Raw genomic sequence first — 22,075 nt, 5'->3', positions numbered from 1 at the left:
TACATGCAATCTAAAGTATCAGCAGCGCCAGTGGTTGTTGTTGATAGTGCTCCAAGTGCTTCTGCCAATGAAAGTGTGCAAACTAGTGTAAGCAGCGCTCCTGCAATAGATTTAGATTACATTCAATCAGTAATGATGACAGTAGTGGCGGAGAAAACGGGCTACCCAACTGAAATGTTAGAGCTTGCCATGGATATGGAAGCAGACTTAGGTATCGACTCAATCAAACGTGTTGAAATACTTGGTGCCGTTCAGGAAACGATTCCTGACTTACCAGAGCTTAACCCAGAAGATTTAGCAGAGTTACGTACTTTAGGTGAAATCGTAAGTTACATGCAATCTAAAGTAGCACCCGTGGCAGATATTACGGTAACTGTTGAAACAAGTACGCTAGCGAATGACAATGCTCCTGCAATCGACTTAGATTACATCCAAAAAGTGATGATGGAAGTTGTTGCTGATAAAACGGGCTACCCAGTGGAAATGTTAGAGCTTGCCATGGATATGGAAGCAGACTTAGGTATCGACTCAATCAAACGTGTTGAAATCTTAGGTGCTGTTCAGGAAACGATTCCTGACTTACCAGAGCTTAACCCAGAAGATTTAGCAGAGTTACGTACTTTAGGTGAAATCGTAAGTTACATGCAAAGTAAAGTATCTCCAACAGATCCGACTGATCCTAAAGGTACTGGTGCTAAAGCTGATGTTTCTGCTATTGATACAGATAACTCAGTAGAAGCAGCGGTAAACTTTCAAGGCGCACCGAGTGCAACGGTTGAACTAACAGCATTATCTTCAGTGAACAAAATTGTTCAAGATGTTACCGGTGAAGGAAAACAATCAGGCGCTAACGCCTTAGTTGTTGATGATGGCAGTGGTGCAGCCGTGGCGTTAAGTGCCCAATTGATTAAAGCAGGTTGGCAAGTTACGGCAATAAAACCTAATTGGGTGGTTAGTCAGTCGAAAAAAGCGTTTGCTAAAGCCGTTAATCTTGTTGAAATTGGTACTGATGATAAAACACTTGATGAAGCTCAGGTAAAAGACATTATCGAAAAAACTGCACAATTAGATGCCGTTATTTACTTACAAGCAGCAAATACGATTGATGCTATCGAATACCCAGAAGCGGCAAAACAAGGCTTAATGTTAGCCTTTGTATTAGCTAAGTTGTCGAATGTTAAAAATGCCAGCAAAGCACGAGCTTCCTTTGTTGTCGTAACGCGTCAAGGTGGCACCTTAGGTTTTGCTAATGGCGATGTTGATAGTGGTACGCAACAAGTTAAAGCCAATGTAAAAGCAGATTTAGTACAAGCAGGATTGGCGGGTTTAGTTAAAACGATTAATCATGAGTGGAACTCTTCTCAAAACAATGGAGAAGGCAGCGTTTTTTGTCGAATAGTTGATTTATCAAGTAAATTAGCCGCAGATAAAGCGGCAACTATCATCAATGATGAGTTACTTGATCTGGATGGCAGTATAGTTGAAGTAGCACATGATACCGATAACTTGAGCAATAATATTGGTACACGTTTAACGCTATCCGGTGTCGTTACCGACAGTTATGCACTAGCGCCATCAGTAAAAGGGTCTAGCACCGCAATTAACAGTGACTCGGTATTTTTGGTAAGCGGTGGCGCAAAAGGAGTTACAGCACATTGTGTTATCGAAATTGCCAAACAGTACCAAGCTAAGTTTATTTTGTTAGGTCGTTCATCATTTGATGCCAACGAGCCAAGCTGGGCGCAAGGCATTAGTGATGAAGTTGCTTTGAAAAAAGCTGCGATGCAAGCATTGATCGCCAGTGGCGAAAAACCAACACCGGTTAAAGTGACACAGTTTGTTCGTCCGGTATTAGCTAATCGTGAAATTGCCCAAACATTAACGGCAATTAAAGCGGCCGGTGGTCAAGCACATTACGCGGCTGCCGATGTGACCAATAGTGAAAGCGTTATCGCGGCGGTTCAACCTATTAGCAAAACCCTTGGGCAAGTTAGCGGTATTATTCACGGTGCGGGCGTTTTAGCGGATAAGTTTATTGAGCAAAAAACGCTTGAAGAATTTAATGCAGTATACACAACGAAAATAGATGGTTTGTTGTCTTTATTAGCAGCGACCAATGCAGAGAACATTAAACATTTAGTGTTATTTTCATCAGCGGCAGGGTTTTACGGTAATCCAGGGCAATCTGATTATTCCATCGCTAATGATATTTTAAATAAAACGGCGTACCGTTTTAAAGCATTTAACCCAAGTACTCAAGTATTAAGTTTCAACTGGGGACCTTGGGATGGTGGCATGGTAACACCAGAGCTTAAACGAATGTTTAACGATCGTGGTGTGTATATTATTCCTCTCGATGCTGGTGCTAAATTACTTGTCAGTGAACTTGCTGCAGATACCAACCGTTGTGCCCAAATTCTTGTTGGTAATGACCTCTCTAAAGATAAGTCGAAGGATACTGCTAAGGATGCCTCTGTAAAAAAGCCACAAGTTAGTCGCTTAACTACCCGTGTTAATAAAACACTTTTAGCGACTAACAATACCTTTTTAGCTGATCACACCATTGGGGATGACAAAGTATTCCCAACCGTGTGTGCCATTGCTTGGATGAGTGATGCAGCCATGGTTGCTTACCCCGCATTTCATTATCAAGGACTGGCAAATTATAAGTTGTTTAAAGGCATTATTTTTGATGGCAGTGAAGCAACAGACTATGTAATTGATATGATTGCTCAAGTTGAGGGTGAAAGCTTAGTGGTTGACACTAAAATTTCAAGTACTAATGAGCAGGGTAAACCCGTATTTCATTATGGTGCTCAGTTGACCTTAGTCGCTAAAGCGCAAAAAGAAGAAGCGCCAACGGTTGAACTTATATTACCTGAAACTTCACCAGAAATACTTTCAGAAACAGTAACTGCTAGCAGTGAAAATGCAGACGCTTTATATACTAATGGTACTTTATTCCACGGTGAAAGCCTGCAAGGGATTAAAGCAATACTTGAATGTAATGAACAAGGTCTATTATTGCGTTGCCAAGTACCAGAAGTGGCAAGTCTTAAGCAAGGCGAGTTTCCAATTAGCCCGGTAAATAGTGCAAACGAACACGCGAACATCTTTGCCAATGATATCGCTTATCAAGCCATGTTAGTTTGGGTTAAAAAGCAATTAGGCTTAGGTAGCTTGCCGTCAAGTACCGATAGTTGGACGGTATATCGTGACGTCAGCTTTGGTGAAAATTTCACCCTTAAATTAACGGTAGTGAAAAGTTCAGGCAAAGGTAAACAACGTGGCTCTTTAGTGGCTGACATTGAAATGATTGATGAAAATAATCGATTACTCAGTGAGATAAAATCTGCCAAAGTGACGGCTAGTGCCAACTTAAATGATTTATTTCTTCCTAAAGAAAAACATGGGGCAAGTGCGTAATGGTTAATAATCATTATAAAACTGCCATTATTGGTTTAGATGCTCAGTTTGAAAATCAACAGAGTATGCAAACTGATATTGATCGTGTTGAACGTGCGTTATACCTTGGTAAAAGTACCAGTACAGCCAATAAAACACTCAACCTAAGCTGTTCAGCAGCAATTGAGCGTATGGCGCGTGCTAACCAAGTCAATAGCGCTGATATCAAAGTTGTTGTCATAAAGCACGATGCTGACAATACAGCGATTGATATTGAACAGGCAATTGTTGTTAGCTCCTTAGCTAGCGCCCTACAACAAATAGAGGTGTTGATTGAGCAAAGCTGCTTGGTAGCCTTGCTTGGTATTAATTTACTTAGTTTAAGCGATAAGCAAAATAGCAGTGATGATTGCCATGAGTTAGCGACTATTTCATATGATCAAAACTTTAGCGCTTATCAAGCATGTCGAGGTATTGCGGCATTATTATTTGCACCAGCGACGTTTGCACAAACTCATCACTGTTATGTCTATTCACGGGTAAGAGCCTTTGCCACAGGTAGTGATATAGCCAGTGTTACTGCTGCTGCGTTAGATAAAGCGCAAGTCAATGCAACAGATGTTGGTTTGCTTGAAGTTTCTGCGTTATCAAATAAAGAGACTTCGTTTGCAGAAATGCAAGGGTTAGTGAGCCACTATTCCTATAAAAATTCAGCAAGTGATGGTGCTAATGAAGCATTAAACACGGCTATCTCTTGTGCACGCAGTGTTACTGGTGAAGGTGCTGGCTTTTCTGAGGTATTAGGCTTGTTACGCAGCGTTATTGCGCTGCAACAACGTTATATACCAGCCATCACTGATTGGCAACAACCTGTCAGCAGTGAACTTGCAAAATGGCAAAATTCAAGCTGCTATTTTCCAACGGAAGCACGTCCATGGTATCCACAACCTAATGGCAATGCCCATCTTGGTGCGTACAGTTGCTTAAGCAACTCTGTAGATAATGCAGCTGTCAATTCCGCAGATAATTCAGCAGGTCATTTAGCAGGAAATTATGATTATTGTCACATCATCTTAGAAGAAGAGCAGGTTGCTCTTGTTGATGGTAAGCACGCTATTGAAGATATTCGCAATAATGGTTTTATTGCTTGTAGTGATTTACAACTAGTCTTAATTGGCGCCAATGATCTACCAAATTTATTAACTAAGCTGACAGACCTTGAAAATGAAGTTGAGCAGAGTGAAATAACACTTAACGATATTGCCTTAACGCATTTTGAACAGTCAAAAGCCGATAGTAGTCGTTATACCATTGCCTTATTGTGTGAATCGATAGAAGAATTAGCCAAAGAAATAAAACTCGCTAAAGCAGGTGTTCCAGTAGCATTTTCTGCTGTTAAGTCTGATAACAATAATCAGCAAGAATGGCGAACGCCAAAAGGCAGCTATTTTACTGCTAGCCCTGTTAATGATATTGAGTCATTTACTCATTCAGGTAAGGATTCAATATCCACTCATAATGTTTCATTTCTCTATCCGGGCATAGGTGCAACGTACGTCGGACTAGGGCGTGATTTATTCCATCTTTTTCCTGAAATACATCAAGATGTTGCTAACTTAGCCGACGATATTGGCGCAAGTTTAAAAGATACATTATTAAATCCTCGCTCAATTATTCGTCCTGACTTTAAAGCATTAAAACAGCTGGATTTAAACCTACGTGGTAGTTTAGCTGATATTGCCGAAGCAGGCGTTGGTTTTGCCTGTGTATTTACTAAAGTCTTTGAAAATGTCTTTAAGGTAAAGGCCGACTTTGCTACCGGGTACAGCATGGGTGAAGTCAGTATGTATGCTGCATTGGGTGCATGGCAACAACCTGGCTTAATGAGCGCACGTTTAGCTAATTCAGATACCTTTAATCAGCGTTTATGCGGTGACTTGTTAACGTTACGTGAGCATTGGGGTTTAGCTGAGCCTTCGCAAACCGATGATGAATTGATTTGGGAAACCTACACCATTAAAGCAACGTTAGCGGAAGTTATCGCTGCCAGTGAAGGTGAAGAACGTGTTTATTGCACCATAGTTAATACCCCTGACAGTTTATTATTAGGTGGTTATCCAGCCGATTGTCTACGCGTAATTAAAAAGTTGGGTGTACGTGCTATGCCACTTAACATGGCAAATGCAATTCACAGTGCACCAGCAAAAATTGAATATGACGACATGGTTGAACTTTATACCATGGATGTTACTGAACGTTTAAAAACTAAAATGTACTCAAGTTCTTGTTACTTACCCGTACCACAAATGAGCAAAGCCATTGCTCACAGTGTGGCTAAGTGTTTATGTGACCAAGTAGATTTTCCTCGTTTAATTAATACTATGCATGATAAAGGTGCACGAGTATTTATTGAAATGGGGCCAGGGCGCTCGTTGTGCAGTTGGGTAGATAAAATTTTAGATTTTGAGGAGAGCAGTAACAATGACTTCTCTAATAAAGAGCCTAATCAAGAGCCTAATCAAGAGCCTAATAAAGAACCTAGTGAAGCTGTTCATAAAGCCAGAGTATCAGTGCCAGTGAATGCAAAAGGCACCAGTGACGAATTAACCTATGTAAGAGCCGTTGCCAAGTTGATTAGCCATGGGGTGAAACTAGATCTTCATCGCTTATTTAGTGGCTCAATTATCGTACACAAAACATAAAGCGAATAAACGCTTGAAAGAGTTCACTTAGCGGAACTCACTTAAAAAGAATACGAACTTTTCGAGGAAAGTATGGAAAATATTGCCGTAGTAGGTATTGCTAATTTATTCCCAGGCTCTTCTGCTCCAGAAGAATTTTGGCAGCAATTGCTGAAGAAACAGGATTGCCGTAGTAAAGCAACCAAAGAGCAAATGGGTGTTGACGTAGAAAAATACACTGGAAAAAAAGGTGATACAGATAAATTTTACTGTGTGCACGGTGGTTATATTCGAGATTTCGATTTTGATGCATCATCATTTATTCAGCATACTGCGGGATTAAGTGCACCACTGAGTGAAGCGTACCTAAATCAATTAGATGATCTAAATAAGTGGGCTTTGTATGTTACAGAGCAAGCATTATCCGATGCAGGTTATTGGGGCAGCGATAAACTTGAAAAATGTGGCGTTATTTTAGGAAATTTATCGTTTCCAACTAAATCGTCTAATCATTTATTTATGCCCTTGTATCACCAAGTTGTCGATAACGCATTAAAAGCGGGCATAAATGAAGGTTTTCAGTTAAGTCATTTTTCTGATACTGATATAGCAAGTAATAATATTCATGCCGATAATGCGCTTGTGGCGGGTTACCCTGCAGCGCTTTTAGCAAAAGCGGCTGGCCTTGGTGGTACACATTTTGCCCTTGACGCCGCTTGTGCATCAAGTTGCTATTCGGTTAAATTGGCTTGCGATTATTTGCATACTGGTAAAGCTGACATGATGTTAGCAGGTGCGGTATCAGGCTCTGATCCTATGTTTGTGAACATGGGCTTCTCAATCTTTCAAGCCTACCCAGCTAACAATATTCATGCCCCGTTTGATAAAAACTCACAAGGCTTATTTGCTGGTGAAGGCGCAGGCATGATGGTCTTAAAACGCCATAGTGATGCGGTGCGTGACGGTGATAATATTCACGCGATAATCAAAGGTGGCGCTTTATCAAATGACGGTAAAGGAGAATTTGTCCTTAGTCCAAATACCAAAGGACAAGTGCTGGTTTATGAACGTGCTTATGAAGATGCGGCCGTTGACCCACGTGATGTAGATTACATTGAATGTCACGCAACAGGCACACCAAAAGGCGATAACGTAGAGCTTGGCTCTATGGATACATTTTTTAGTCGCTTCCCTAGAGAAAATGGCAATAAACCTTTGCTTGGCTCAGTAAAATCTAACTTAGGTCACTTACTTACCGCGGCAGGAATGCCGGGTATGACGAAAGCTATTTGGGCACTCAATGAAGCAAAAATCCCTGCAACCATTAACTTAAATGAGCCATTAAGCTCTAAAAAAGGTTATTTAGGCGGCGCGCAAATGCCAACAGACACCCTTGATTGGCCAGTTGCTTCTATAAGTGCAAACAAGCCAAGAACCGCAGGTGTCAGTGTCTTTGGTTTTGGCGGCTCTAATGCCCATTTAGTTTTACAACAACCTACACAGCTGCTTGAGCCTATTACGGTCAATGCTAAAACACGTGAGCCACTTGCCATTATTGGTATGGATGCGCATTTCGGTAACGCTGAAGGTCTTGCTAGTTTTAAAACGCTTATCAAAACGAATGGAAATACGTTTAGAGAATTACCATTGAACCGTTGGAAGGGTATTAATAACGATGCTGATGTAATGAATGCCTTGCAGCTCAATGAAGCCCCTCAGGGCGGTTATGTTGAAAACTTTGATATTGATTTTTTACGTTTCAAAGTGCCACCTAACGAGCAAGACTGTTTAATACCTCAGCAACTGATGATGATGAAAGTTGCTGATAATGCGGCGAAAGATGCAGGACTTATAGAAGGTAGCAATGTTGCAGTCCTTGTAGCTATGGGGATTGAACTAGAGCTACATCAATACCGTGGTCGCGTTAATCTAAGCACGCAGATTGAAGAAAGTTTGTTACAACAAGGCGTTACACTTAACCAAGAGCAACGTGAAACCTTAACCAATATCGCTAAAGATGGCGTTGCTCATGCTGCTCAGTTGAATCAATATACCTCGTTTATCGGTAATATTATGGCGTCACGTATTTCAGCATTGTGGGACTTTACCGGCCCAGCGATAACACTTTCTGCGGAAGAAAACTCAGTCTATCGTTGTGTTGAGTTGGCTGAAAACTTATTTCAAACATCAGACATTGATGCTGTGATTATTGCCTCGGTTGATTTAGCTGGCTCGGTAGAAAACATTACCTTAAGACAACACTTTGGCCCTGTAGAAAAGCGCCCTGTTTCTGTCGATGCGAAATCTTCAGTTAACTTACTAGAAGAAAATAACTGGCGAGTAGGTGAGGGGGCTGGCGCGTTTGTTGTTAAACCGCAATCTAAAGTAAGTGAACAAAGTATTTACGCCACCATAGACGGTATTAGTTTTGCCAATGGTAACGATGCTGCGGCTATCACCAAAGCCGCAACTGCTTCGTTGAATATTGCAGGGCTAAACAGCGCAGATATTAGCAGTGTAGAAGCACATGCCAGCGGTTTTAGTGCTGAAAATATCGCAGAAAATCAAGCACTACCAACATTGTATGCAGGAAAAACCATTAGCAGTGTAAAAAGCAATATTGGTCATACGTTTAATGCCAGTGGTGTTGCTAGTATTATCAAAACAGCGCTGCTATTGAATGAGAATTCTTCTAAAGCTTCTCATATAGCAGTGAATGGCTTAGGTAAAGATGAAAGCTGTGCGCACCTTATTTTGTCATCAAGCAAGCTAGTCCATCAAGCTGCGCCTGAGCCAACAGGAAAACAGCGACCTAAACTCATTAAAAATATTACGTTAGGCGGCAAAGCAATTTTTGATGATATTTTAGCTAAAACGCAAGCAACAGAGCTCACAGTCATCAAACATGCCTTTGCCAAGCAACCATTAGCCAATGTTAGACAGGGGGTTAATGTGATGAACATTAAGCCCAAGCAATTAGCTACACCAGTTAGTACAGTCACGCAAGCGAACGTCGCTACTCAAGCCAAAACACGACCCAATGTCGTAACTGGAGCACAAGTGAAAAGAACCAGCACTACAAATACCAAAGTACTTACTGATGTTAAACATCAGGCAAGTAAAGAAATTTTCCAAGAATCTGCCACCCATCAAGCGTTTTTAAATACTCGCCAAATGGCAGGTCAGCAGATTTCGAAATTGATTGAAATGCAAGCGAATGCTAGTGCAGGGTTACCCGCTTATGTTTCAACATCAAGTACAAGCGCAACTAAGCCGATAAGTGAACGTGCTCATGCACCTGCACTTTCAGTTGTTTCTTCAAATGTTGAAGCAGCAAATGTTGCTGTGCTTAATGAGAAATGGGCAAATGAATCAGGCTTTAAAATTAAAGGCCCAGCAGGATATAACTATCCGCCATTACAACTGGAAGAGCGTTTTAATCAACCCCAAGAAATTATTTGGGATACTGCTGATTTAGTTGAATTTGCGGAAGGTGATATCGCTAAAGTGTTTGGTGATGACTTTAAAATTATCGATAGCTACTCACGTCGAGTTCGCTTACCAACCACAGATTATTTATTAGTATCACGTGTTACCGAGCTTGAAGCTAAGGTAAATGAATATAAGAAATCATACATGTGCACCGAGTATGATATTCCTGTTGATGCGCCGTTCCTTATCGATGGTCAAATTCCTTGGTCAGTATCCGTTGAATCAGGCCAATGTGATTTACTCTTAATTTCTTATATTGGTATTGATTTTCAAGCCAAAGGTGAACGTGTGTATCGTTTACTTGATTGTGAATTAACCTTCTTAGAAGAAATGGCTTTTGGTGGTGAAACACTACGTTATGAAATTCATATCGACTCATATGCAAGAAACGGCGAGCAATTATTATTCTTCTTCCACTACGATTGTTATGTTGGCGATAAAAAAGTACTTATCATGCGTAATGGTTGTGCGGGTTTCTTCACTGATGAAGAGCTTGCTGATGGCAAGGGCGTAATTTTAAATGATAAAGATAAAGCAGAATTAGCCAACGCGGTTAAAACTGATTTTACGCCATTAATTACTAATGTAGATGCAGCTAAACAAGCCAAACAACATTTCGATTATGTTGACATGATGAAGTTGGTGGATGGTGATGTTGCTGGTTGTTTTGGCGAAGAATATGACCAACAAGGTCGTAACCCGTCATTAAAATTTTCATCGAAGAAATTCTTAATGATAGAGCGCATTACTAAGATTGATGCCAAAGGCGGTCACTGGGGCTTAGGTTTGTTAGAAGGTCAAAAAGACTTAGACCCGCAACATTGGTATTTCCCATGTCACTTTAAGGGTGACCAAGTGATGGCCGGCTCATTAATGAGTGAAGGTTGTGGTCAAATGGCGATGTTCTTAATGCTTAAATTAGGCATGCACGCTAATGTAAATAACGCCCGTTTCCAGCCTATGCCGGGTGAGTCGCAAACCGTACGTTGTCGTGGACAAGTCATCCCACAACACAATACTTTAACGTATCGTATGGAAGTAACCGCAATGGGCATGGAACCTTACCCATTCTTAAAAGCTAACATAGAAATTATTCTTGATGGTAAAGCGGTTGTTGATTTTAAAAACTTATCAGTGATGATTACTGAGCAAGATGATAACTCACCCTATCCGGTCACCTTACCTGACAATGTTCAACTAGTTCAGGAATTACAAGAACCAACAACCCAGCCGTTAGAAATAGATGAGCGAGGTGTTGCACCATTTAAACACGCGCATCGCCCATTAATGAAGGTGATGTCTGATTTATCCGCGCCAAAAGAAAAAGGCGTGACACCCATTCAACATTTTGAAGCGCCAATGGTGGCGGGGCAAAATCGTGTACCAAACCAAGCGCCATTTACCCCATGGCACATGTTCGAATTTGCCACAGGTAATATCTCTAACTGTTTTGGTCCTGATTTTGACGTTTATCAAGGCCGTATTCCTCCTCGTACGCCATGTGGTGATTTACAAGTAGTCACACAAGTTGTCGAAGTGCAAGGTGAGCGTTTAGATCTTAAAAAGACTTCTAGCTGTATCGCAGAATATTATGTACCAAGTGATGCATGGTACTTCACTAAAAATAGTGTGCATAACTGGATGCCTTATTCACTCATCATGGAAATTGCCTTACAACCTAATGGCTTTATTTCAGGTTACATGGGCACCACGCTTAAATACCCTGAAAAAGATTTATTCTTCCGCAACCTTGATGGCAGCGGTGACTTAATCAAACAGGTAGATTTACGTGATAAAACCATTGTTAATAAGTCGGTGTTATTAAGTACTACCATGGCTGGCGGTATGATAGTGCAAAGCTTTACCTTTGAGCTGTATGTAAAAAATGAAAGTGCTGCTGCTCAGTCATTGGAAAGTCATGACTTGTTCTACAAAGGTACAGCCGTTTTTGGTTATTTTGGCGCTGATGCCTTAACGAACCAATTAGGTATTGATAATGGTAAAGTGACTCATCCTTGGTTCGTTGATAACAAGACACCTAAATCAGACATTAAGGTGATCGATCTTAGTAATTCAAATCTACCTTTATATCAATCTCCAGCAGACAAACCGCATTACAAATTAGCGGGTGGTCAAATGAACTTTATTGATACTGTGTCGATTGTTGAAGGTGGCGGTAAAGCAGGTATTGCTTATGTACATGGTCAGCGCTCAATTGATGCAACTGATTGGTTCTTCCGTTACCACTTCCACCAAGATCCGGTAATGCCGGGTTCATTGGGTGTTGAGGCGATTATCGAATTAATGCAAACCTATGCATTAGAAAATGATTTAGGCAAGCAGTTTGCAAACCCAAGGTTTATTGCGCCAACAACCTTAGTTAAATGGAAGTATCGTGGTCAAATTACGCCATTGAATAAAGAAATGTCATTGGATGTACATATCACTGACATCATCAAAGAAGACGGTGAAGTGAGATTAGTGGGCGATGCGAACTTATCAAAAGATGGTCTGCGTATATACGAAGTGAAAGATATTGTTTTATCGCTTATTGAAGCTTAGCTAACAGCTAACCTCATTGCCATTTGGCACTGTTGCAGTATCAGAAATACTCATTGATAGGCATCAATTCCGTGTTTCTTTTTTGCAACAGCACCAACTGGCGTCGAGCTTAACTATTAGGATTAACACCATTACTTAGTCAATCAAATAGATCTTAAAAAAATAAGAACAAGTAAGATAAATAGGAACAAAGATGTCAAATTTACGTTATAACAATGCCAATCCAATTGATTGGGCATGGAAAGTTGATAACAGCGCCGTTAAAGCCAATGCTGTTGAAGTTAAGTCAGCATTAATGGACTTAACAAAACCTGTGTATGTAGCAAAATCAAATGATGGCTTCGGTGTTGCTAATACTACATCAACCTCGGGATCAACCGATGTCTTAGCCTTTGCGCAAAAGTTAAACCCTGAAGATTTAGGCGATGATGCTTACAAAAAACAGCATGGTGTTAAATATGCCTATCATGGCGGCGCTATGGCCAATGGTATTGCCTCAGTTGAGCTTGTTGTTGCTTTAGGTAAAGCTGGATTTTTATGTTCATTTGGCGCAGCAGGCTTAGTGCCTGATGCGGTAGAAGATGCGATTAAACGTATTCAAGCAGAATTGCCTAACGGCCCTTACGCGGTAAATTTAATTCATGCACCAGCAGAAGAAGCATTAGAGCGTGGCGCGGTTGAACGCTTTTTAAAGTTAGGCGTTAAAACAGTAGAAGCTTCAGCTTATTTAGGTTTAACCGAACATATCGTTTGGTATCGTTTAGCAGGTTTATCTAAAAATAGCGATGGTAGCGTAAACATCGGCAATAAAGTGATTGCCAAAGTCTCTCGCACTGAAGTTGGTCGACGCTTTATGGAGCCTGCACCGCAAAAATTAATTGATAAACTCCTCGCTCAAGGAAAAGTCACGCAAGAGCAAGCCGAACTTTCAAAGCTTGTACCCATGGCTGATGATATAACTGCAGAAGCAGACTCTGGTGGTCATACCGACAATCGTCCGTTCTTAACTTTATTGCCAACAATTATTGCCTTGCGTGATGAAGTGCAAGCACAATACAACTTCTCTCCAGCGCTACGAGTTGGTGCTGGTGGTGGTATTGGCACCCCTGAAGCTGCATTAGCCGCCTTTAATATGGGCGCAGCGTATATTGTGCTTGGTTCGGTTAACCAAGCCTGTGTTGAAGCAGGGGCATCAGAATATACGCGTAAGTTACTAGCCAGTGTTGAAATGGCCGATGTGACTATGGCACCTGCTGCTGATATGTTCGAAATGGGCGTGAAGTTGCAAGTTGTTAAGCGTGGTTCAATGTTCGCCATGCGAGCAAAGAAACTTTACGAGTTATACATTAACTATGACTCTATTGAAGCGATCCCAGCGGATGAACGTCTTAAGATTGAAAAACAAATATTTCGTTCCAACTTAGATGATGTTTGGGCTGGTACAGAAGCGTTTTTCACTGAACGTGATCCTGAAATGTTAGCGCGGGCACAATCTAGCCCTAAACGTAAAATGGCGCTAATTTTCCGTTGGTATCTAGGATTAAGCTCTCGTTGGTCTAATACCGGTGAAAAGGGCCGCGAAATGGATTATCAAATTTGGGCAGGTCCAAGTTTAGGCGCATTTAATAGTTGGGTAAAAGGTACCTATTTAGAAGACTATACTCGCCGTTTTGCCGTGGATGTTGCATTGCATATGTTAAAAGGTGCCGCTTACTTACAACGCATCAACCAGTTAAAACTGCAGGGTGTCAATTTAAATACTGAGCTGGCAAGCTATCGCAGCGAAGATTAGTCATAAGCGAAAAAGGGAAAGAGATGTCAACATGTACGGAATTTGCAGTTTTTGAGGTTGATGAAGCAAACTTAACGCGCGTGCTCGCGTTAAGTGAATCACTATTTATTGAAATAAATGCTGAACAAAATAATATTATTGCGCACGAAATTTTAGTGAAAACCGATAATGCAGAAGAAATATGTTGGCACCTGACTTGGGTAAATATTGAAGCGGTAAAGTGCTGCTCTACACAGTGGTCTACCTATCCAAGTGCAGCTGAAATAGAGCGTTTAGTGGGTAAAAAACTTTATTATGGCCACTTTGTCGCAGTTGTTGCAACAGGGCAGGAATAGGTAAGTTCGGCAAGAAGTACCGACTTTCTTAAGTTTGTGTTCATGTTGTGTAGGAAAGTTATTCAAAGCAAGGCACTTGTTTGAACAAGCGCCGCCTTGAAGTATTTTAACAAACACAAATGGCCAATGGTTTAATGGTTTTGGTTGAAGAGTTGCTTGAAAGCTCTAAAACCGATAAGTAGCTCTGACATTGAGGGTATCAATGCCATTTTCTGAAATAAAATAATGATTATAACTTACCCCTAACTGCAAGTGCTTATTCAACTGATACCCCATCTGCACACCTAAATACATATCAGTGCCTGATTTAAAACGTTTAATTGAGTTTCCTTGAAAGCTACTTTCGAAGTCTCTTTCCCATAGTATTGTTCCCACTGCGGCATCACTGACAATATCTGCAAAATTAAACAATTGATAACTTACATCTACAGCGAAACCACGTACAAGCAGTGGTGTCGCCTTAGCAGCTGATTGGTGATATTCGTCAGGGTCAAGAGTTTCTGCTTTTAATGTGGCACTACCGGTTCCGAGATCAACAAAACGTCCAACTACTTTCCATTCAGGTGTTAATAAATACCCTAAGCCAACAGACCAAGCAGTATCTTCACTATCAATACTTTCGATATTTTCTGGTGGGATATCATCTAAGTCCTTGTTATTCTCGGCTTGAGAGTAACCATACTCAACTTCGATTAGCCATTGAGATTGCTCGCCAACCCCCTTTGCTTGTGCATTTACACTAAAGATTACCGCTAATAATAGTGATACTGCTATTTTTCTGTTGCGACACAGTAAAGCGATGCTTGTTAATAAAAGAATAATGCTTCCCATTGAGCCTCCCGATGAGTTTTTAACTTCTGCGATGACAAAAGCAGTTACTGTGACTGTGACAGTCCCCTGTGCAGTTGCCTCTTTTTCATCTACGATGGTATAAGAAATAGTATCTACGCCGTCAAAACCAGATTGAGCACTATAAGTTAACGTTTGATCGGCGTTAATAACTACATCACCATGTTCAGCAGCTACTTCAATAATGGTTAGCTGATCACCATCAGCATCTAGATCATTACCTAGGACGTCTATGTTAACGGTACCTCTATCATCAGTAGAAGCACTATCATCAAAAGCAACCGGTGCAAAATTATTTACTACCTGAACAGTTACTGTACTATGAGCCGAGCCGCCATTTTGATCTGTGATACTGTATTGGATAATCGCACGCTCAAAGAAAATATCTGACGTCGTATACACTAGTTGAGCATTTTCAAAGCTAACTTCACCATAATCAACGGTAGCGGCACTGATGCTAACTACATCATCATCCTCGTCTGTATCATTAGATAATACGTCGATCACCTTACTTGTTTTCCATTTTATCGTAACGTCATCTGCTGTAGCTACAGGTGCGTGGTTGTCACTTGCACTAATGGCTATTCCTCCCGGGTCAACAATTGCTGAATTAATATGGCCATCAGCATCATTTGCACCACCATCTTGAATGGTTAACTGCACACACCAATGCCCTAAAGATAAACCGGCAGACCATGTCGGGTGATTGGGCGGAGGGCAGTAGCCTGGCTGACCTGCAGCAGAATGAATCATATTGTTTTCATCTTCAATAAAATTACTCCATTGACCGTTTCGTAATTTACGGTATACAGCTGCTTCGGGAATGGGTAAACGTTGTGGAATGACCAACGTAATATTTTGCCCCGGTGTTTTCAAATCATAGGCCATAAAATCAAATAAACCACTAATATTGGTCATTTCATCATCGGTTAATAATTCTTCTTTGAGTAATTGTGAGCCACCAGTCTCATTAGAAGCAACGGTTATGCCCTTGCGTAAGCAAACACCAGGCTCCGCTTCAATTAGAAATTGATTACTAACTAATGCTTGCTCCTGCAATACATTACACTGACTAATAGCATCTAAGTAATCAGCGATACCATCGCCATCAGTATCAATATAACCTTCTTGATTATCAGGAATAAGATCGCCATCACTGTCTACACTGCGAAGTAGTGCAAGTGTGGTAACTACTTCAAAATATACATCTTGCGTTGTCTCTAGCAGTGCAGTACCGTTATCAATGACTCTTGCCGTTAATTTATACACGCCTGGGACTAATACTGAAGGGTCAAAATTAAATTCATTTTGGTCGATGCCCGGCACTGGAATTTCATTATGTGTTGTTGACCATTCTATGCGATGAATGTCATCAGGGTTCGCATCTGATACTATTGCGTGAACTGTTACCAAATCATTATTATTGGTAACTAAAGAGCGTTGTTCATTGGCTTGTGATATTTTTAAGACTACTTTGGGGGCTAAGTTCCCTTCAACGATTGTTAATGTATGCTCTGATTTATTACCTAAATTATGATCGCTGCTAAGGCGTACAACAATAGTTTCATTACTTTCTACAACAGCATCTTCGTATACGCTTAGTGTGATAAATCCTGTTGTGCCTTCCTCTATAACGAGTTCACCACCGGTTAAGTTATGATCACTAGCATCAGCTGTTCCTGATACGGTGTAAGTTACCCTTACAGGATAATCAGGAGCAGTACCGTTTAAATGAACCGCAATAACTGGATTTGCTCCTTCAGCGGTATTCTGATCTTTATCGATTGATATTAACGGGTTGATTTTTACGCGTTGACTTAACATGACAGTATGACCTTCACCATCATCTGCTTTCCAGTGCACTAAACTATTGCCTGTTGGATATAAAGAGTTACCATTTTCGATTGATAAAGGGACAGCCTTACCTAATGGGTCCACAGCAGTAGCTAAACCCAAATCAAGTTGGGTAAATAATCCTGAAGCATCAGCAATAACATCATCAGGTAGGATTAAATTTATTTTACTTGAAATAACAGGTAGCAATTGCAGTGATACTTTGGCTGTCACTATTTCAGCATCAACATCTTTTATCGCATAATCGAATTCAATGATACCTTCGGTCCCGATGGGTGCTTGATAAACTAGCTTGTTATTCTCTATTAGCGCCTCGCCTATGCTTGCTGATACTCCTATCAGAACCAATGAATCACCGTCGGGAGATATATCATTAGCTAGTATGTCAAGTTGATACAAATTATCAGCAGCAACATCAAGCATTAACTGGTCATCTACAGCAATAGGTATATCGTTAACAGAATCGACATTAACAATAATAGTTTTATTGGTTTCAAAACCGGCACTGTCAGTTAACGTTAATGTAAAGCTATCACTACCATTGAAATTGGCGTCAGGGGAATACAACACGGTAGTGTCTTTAATGGATATAGTGCCATGAACAGGTGCAACAGACTCAACGGCAGAAACTGTATCGCCATCGACATCACTGTAAGTGAAGATCAAGGTTTGGTTGTTATCTTCATCCGTGGTCAAGGTGTTTGCAATGGTTATCATTGGCTCGTCATTGATGGAGTTGACCGTGACGGTAATAGTTTGTGTTGTGGTATATCCATCACTGCCGATTAAGGTCAGGGTGAAACTATCACTACCATTAAAGTTAGCATCAGGCGCATAACTGACCGTGGTACCGACGACTACAGCGATACCATGGTTAGCTTGGGTGCTCACGCTGGCAGACACGGTATCGCCATCGACATCATTGTAGGTGAAGGTCAAGGTTTGATTGCTATCTTCATCCGTGATCAGGGTATTTGCAATACTGATCGTTGGATCATCATTCACTGAGTTGACCGTAACACTAATCACTTGTGTTGTGGTGAAGCCTGCACCGTCGGTTAGGCTTAGTGTAAAACTATCACTGCCGTTAAAGTTAGCGTCGGGCGAATAAGTGACCGTGGTGCCGCTGACACTGGCAACGCCGTGGTTGGCTTGCGTGCTCACCGTGGCAGAGACGGTGTCACCATCAACGTCAGTAAAAGTGAAGGTTAAGCTTTGGTTGTTATCTTCATCGGTGGTCAAAGTGCTGTCAATGGTAATGGTGGGCTCGTCGTTGACAGAATTGACTGTAACACTAATGACTTGTGTTGTAGTGTAGCCAGCACCGTCTGTAAGGGTCAGGGTGAAACTATCACTGCCGTTAAAATTGGCATCGGGCACATAACTTATAGTAGTGCCACTAACACTGGCAACGCCGTGGTCGGCTTGCGTAGTTACGCTAGCAGAGACGGTATCACCATCAACGTCAGTAAAAGTGAAGGTTAAGCTTTGGTTGTTATCTTCATCGGTGGTCAAAGTGCTGTCAATGGTAATGGTGGGCTCGTCATTGCTCGAGTTGACCGTGACGCTAATCACTTGCGTTGTGGTGTAGCCAGCACCATCGGTTAAGGTCAGGGTGAAACTATCACTGCCATTAAAATTAGCATCGGGCGCATAACTTATAGTAGTGCCACTGACACTGGCAACGCCGTGGTCGGCTTGCGTAGTTACGCTAGCAGAGACGGTATCACCATCAATATCAGTAAAAGTGAAACTTAAACTTTGATTATTATCTTCATCGGTGGTCAAAGTGCTATCAATGGTTATGGTTGGCTCGTCATTGACTGAGTTGACCGTGACGCTAATCACTTGTGTTGTGGTGAATCCTGCACCATCGGTTAAGGTCAGGGTGAAACTATCACTGCCGTTAAAATTGGCATCGGGCACATAACTTATAGTAGTGCCACTAACACTGGCAACGCCGTGGTCGGCTTGCGTAGTTACGCTAGCAGAGACGGTATCACCATCAACATCAGTAAAAGTAAACGTTAAACTTTGATTATTATCTTCATCGGTAGTCAAGGTGCTATCAATGGTAATGGTGGGCTCGTCATTGCTCGAGTTAACCGTGACGCTAATCACTTGCGTTGTGGTGTAGCCGGCACCATCGGTTAAAGTCAACGTAAAACTATCACTGCCATTAAAATTAGCATCGGGCGCATAAGTGACGGTGGTGCCGCTGACACTGGCAACGCCGTGGTTGGCTTGCGTAGTCACGCTAGCAGAGACAGTATCGCCATCAATATCAGTGAAAGTAAACGTTAAACTTTGATTATTATCTTCATCGGTAGTCAAGGTGCTATCAATGGTAATGGTAGGCACGTCATTGACTGAGTTGACCGTGACGCTAATGGTTTGTGTTGTGGTGTAGCCAGCACCATCGGTTAAGGTCAGGGTGAAACTATCACTGCCGTTAAAGTTGGCATCCGGCACATAACTTATAGTAGTGCCACTGACACTGGCAACGCCGTGGTCGGCTTGCGTAGTTACGCTAGCAGAGACGGTATCGCCATCAATATCAGTAAAAGTGAAACTTAAACTTTGATTATTATCTTCATCGGTGGTCAAAGTGCTATCAATGGTTATGGTTGGCTCGTCATTGACAGAGTTGACTGTGACGCTAATCACTTGTGTTGTGGTGAATCCTGCACCATCGGTTAAGGTCAGGGTGAAACTATCACTGCCGTTAAAGTTGGCATCGGGCGTATAAGTGACCGTGGTACCGCTGACACTAGCAACACCGTGGCTAGCTTGGGTGGTCACAGTTGCAGAGACGGTGTCGCCATCAACATCAGTAAAAGTAAACGTTAAACTTTGGTTGTTATCTTCATCGGTGGTTAAGGCATTATCAATGGTAATGGTAGGCTCATCATTGACGGATTCAATTGTTATTGTTGAAGTAATCGTCAAACTAGTGCTGTTAGCATTATCCTCGCTATTGCTGCCACTATCGACAAGTTCAGTTAAAGTGATTACTCGGTCACTTTCATTAGGTGCTTCACTTGAATTTAAGTAAGTCATATTATCAATTAATGACTGCATTTCGGTTTCGCTAAGACTGCCAGCAATTAAACTTAACATAGTTGTTATACCAGAAAAGCTAACATCGTAGGTTAAGCTATTGGTTGTGGTTGTACCGCTATTATTGTTGGTTAATAAAATAGCACTACCGTCGATAAAGAGCGTTTCATCTGTACCTATGGGACTTCCGTCACTCACGTTCATGATGGTTAGAGTTAAGGCGCTTAAAGTTTGCCCAGATTCAACCGTAGACGTAGAACTATTACTAAATACACTCACAGCACTATCACCCTCAGTAAATGTCGGATTATCTGCTGTTGCAGATAACGTAGGCTGATCATTGAGCGTTGTAAATACGATTGTTTGAGTGTCGCTGGCTGATTCAGCGATTTTGTCTGTAGCGGTAAAGGTCACAATACGGTCGGACGCACTTGGATCATCCGATAAATTACGATAACTGATCCCTTGTAAAACTTGCTGTACTAATGCATTTGTTGCGCTGGCATTGAAGGTGATAGTTAAAGCAGCGCCATCCGTAACGGTTCCTTCACTAGAACTCAACGTACCGATAACTGTGGCGTTATTTTGAATATTGAATCCGCTAGTATTGATAGTGCCCACAATATTGTCAGGGATACTTATTTCGTCACTAGATTCACTATTACCGGTTATCTGGACAACTAAGCTACCCCCATCCCAATCGGTATCACCATCTGAATCGGAAAGTGTGGCTACTGGATCAAATTGGGTCAGAGGCATATTTTCGGTATAGTTAAGGTTAGAAGTTCCTATCGTTATACTAGGTGGCGCTGCATTAACATTACTTGATAGAGTAAGTGCCATCACAATTAATGCTTGTCTGATATTAAAAATTGCCTGTGTTATCCGTGTAGTTAATTTCATTTTAACATTCCCCCCAACAGCACCTTGAGGTGTAGAAAGAGATAATTAATATAAAGGAGCTGAAAAAGACTACACAATTGGATAATTACACATTTTCAGTATTTAACGTTTTAATTTTATTAGTAATATTTTCTAACTATACTTTCCTAAAGTTATTATTTATTTCATTAAGCGCTGTAATTTTTTATTATTGATCCTAGCTAGGGCATGTAAAGCGGTAATAATCGTCGTAACTTGCATAATTGATAAATGTAATCTTGCAAATGGGTGTAAATGAAGAGTTATTATGAAATCGGAAAGACTTGAAAACGTACATTCAATATAAACACTCATGTTTTGACGTGAAACTTTATTTGTGAATAGCCCTATTTTAGAAGGGGAGAGCGCGTCGGTGTTAAGTACGTTTTTCGGGTATGTTTGGCGTAGATTGTGATGATTCATATGGTTAATTATTAAATTTTTTACCACGATGGCTAATTGATAACCTGAGACTGCTATTGCCATCAGCGGGTCCAATAAAACGACTTGGTTAGTTTGTAGAAAGTCCTTGAATGAAAAAATTAAATATTTTCTTGTTTGGTATATGCTAACTAACATTGAACGCTTGCGGTTGTGAAGCTGTTCAATCACATCACCTTCAGCTGTTAGCTTGAATTCCATGAAAGATATCCTTTTAAACAGACGCTTGAAAGAGTCCATAAAAATATAAATTTGTATCGATAGTTAAGCTGTACAAATAAAGAGAGTGTAATTTACTAGATGTTTTTAATAGTGATATAAATGCTATTTTTACACTGTCATTAATGAAAACTGTATCGAACCTTGTTGTATTTAGTGTTACGCGGACACGACTTCAGCGCTTAGTATTTGCTCAAATTTAGCTAAATTAATCTGCTAAATTATTGTGTCAATTCACTTTTATAACAGTGGGCTAGTCTTTTTTAGGTTGAATGTCCAGCGTTATTTCAAATAAGTATAGACCAAAACTCAATTTCTACGTGATGACAAATGTTTTTTTGCTGTTTGTGTTTTTGGGGAAATATAACTTGTGAGGTTAACATTTAAGCTTTACCAGCTGACTCTAAAGGGCTTTCTATTCTTTGAACGGGTAGTTTTTTAATTGTTGCTGATAGCTATAAATA

The 22,075-nt window shown here is 40.9% G+C and carries 7 protein-coding genes; 5 read left to right on the top strand and 2 right to left on the bottom strand.

Translation table 11 applies throughout. From position 1 onward, the window contains the following. Window positions 1-3 precede the first annotated feature (3 nt). The 5 genes from ND2E_RS23665 to ND2E_RS06800 all read left to right on the top strand — a co-directional run bounded on the left by ND2E_RS23665 (window position 4) and on the right by ND2E_RS06800 (window position 14,267). Complete coding sequence (locus ND2E_RS23665) at window positions 4-3,426, top strand: SDR family NAD(P)-dependent oxidoreductase (protein ID WP_455549943.1); 3,423 nt, start codon at window positions 4-6, stop codon at window positions 3,424-3,426. Then, the gene (locus ND2E_RS06785) at window positions 3,426-6,107 is read left to right on the top strand and encodes a PfaB family protein (RefSeq protein WP_033094680.1); all 2,682 of its coding nucleotides are present in this window, start codon (window positions 3,426-3,428) and stop codon (window positions 6,105-6,107) included. The genes ND2E_RS23665 and ND2E_RS06785 overlap by 1 nt, the downstream gene beginning before the upstream one ends. A gap of 72 nt (window positions 6,108-6,179) precedes the next feature. Then, complete coding sequence (locus tag ND2E_RS06790; protein ID WP_033094679.1) at window positions 6,180-12,140, top strand: hotdog fold thioesterase; 5,961 nt, start codon at window positions 6,180-6,182, stop codon at window positions 12,138-12,140. A 193-nt stretch (window positions 12,141-12,333) separates the two neighbouring features. Next, window positions 12,334-13,932, top strand: coding sequence for a PfaD family polyunsaturated fatty acid/polyketide biosynthesis protein (locus ND2E_RS06795; RefSeq protein WP_033094678.1), 1,599 nt, complete (start codon window positions 12,334-12,336; stop codon window positions 13,930-13,932). Window positions 13,933-13,955: 23 nt separating this feature from the next. After that, window positions 13,956-14,267, top strand: coding sequence for a hypothetical protein (locus ND2E_RS06800; RefSeq protein WP_033094677.1), 312 nt, complete (start codon window positions 13,956-13,958; stop codon window positions 14,265-14,267). A gap of 165 nt (window positions 14,268-14,432) precedes the next feature. Here the strand turns inward: ND2E_RS06800 and ND2E_RS06805 are convergent, their stop codons facing one another. Together ND2E_RS06805 and ND2E_RS06810 are read right to left on the bottom strand one after the other, a co-directional pair. After that, window positions 14,433-20,933, bottom strand: a complete 6,501-nt coding sequence (locus tag ND2E_RS06805) for an Ig-like domain-containing protein (protein ID WP_033094676.1) — start codon at window positions 20,931-20,933, stop codon at window positions 14,433-14,435. 159 nt (window positions 20,934-21,092) lie between these two features. After that, entirely contained in the window at window positions 21,093-21,593 is a 501-nt protein-coding gene (locus tag ND2E_RS06810) for a hypothetical protein (protein WP_033094675.1), read from the bottom strand. Between the last annotated feature and the right edge of the window lie 482 nt (window positions 21,594-22,075).

Origin of the sequence: Colwellia psychrerythraea, assembly GCF_000764225.1 — a bacterium.
Lineage (GTDB): Bacteria > Pseudomonadota > Gammaproteobacteria > Enterobacterales > Alteromonadaceae > Colwellia > Colwellia psychrerythraea_D.
Note: the sequence above shows the minus strand (reverse complement) of the source record. Positions and strands in the feature narration are given on the sequence as shown.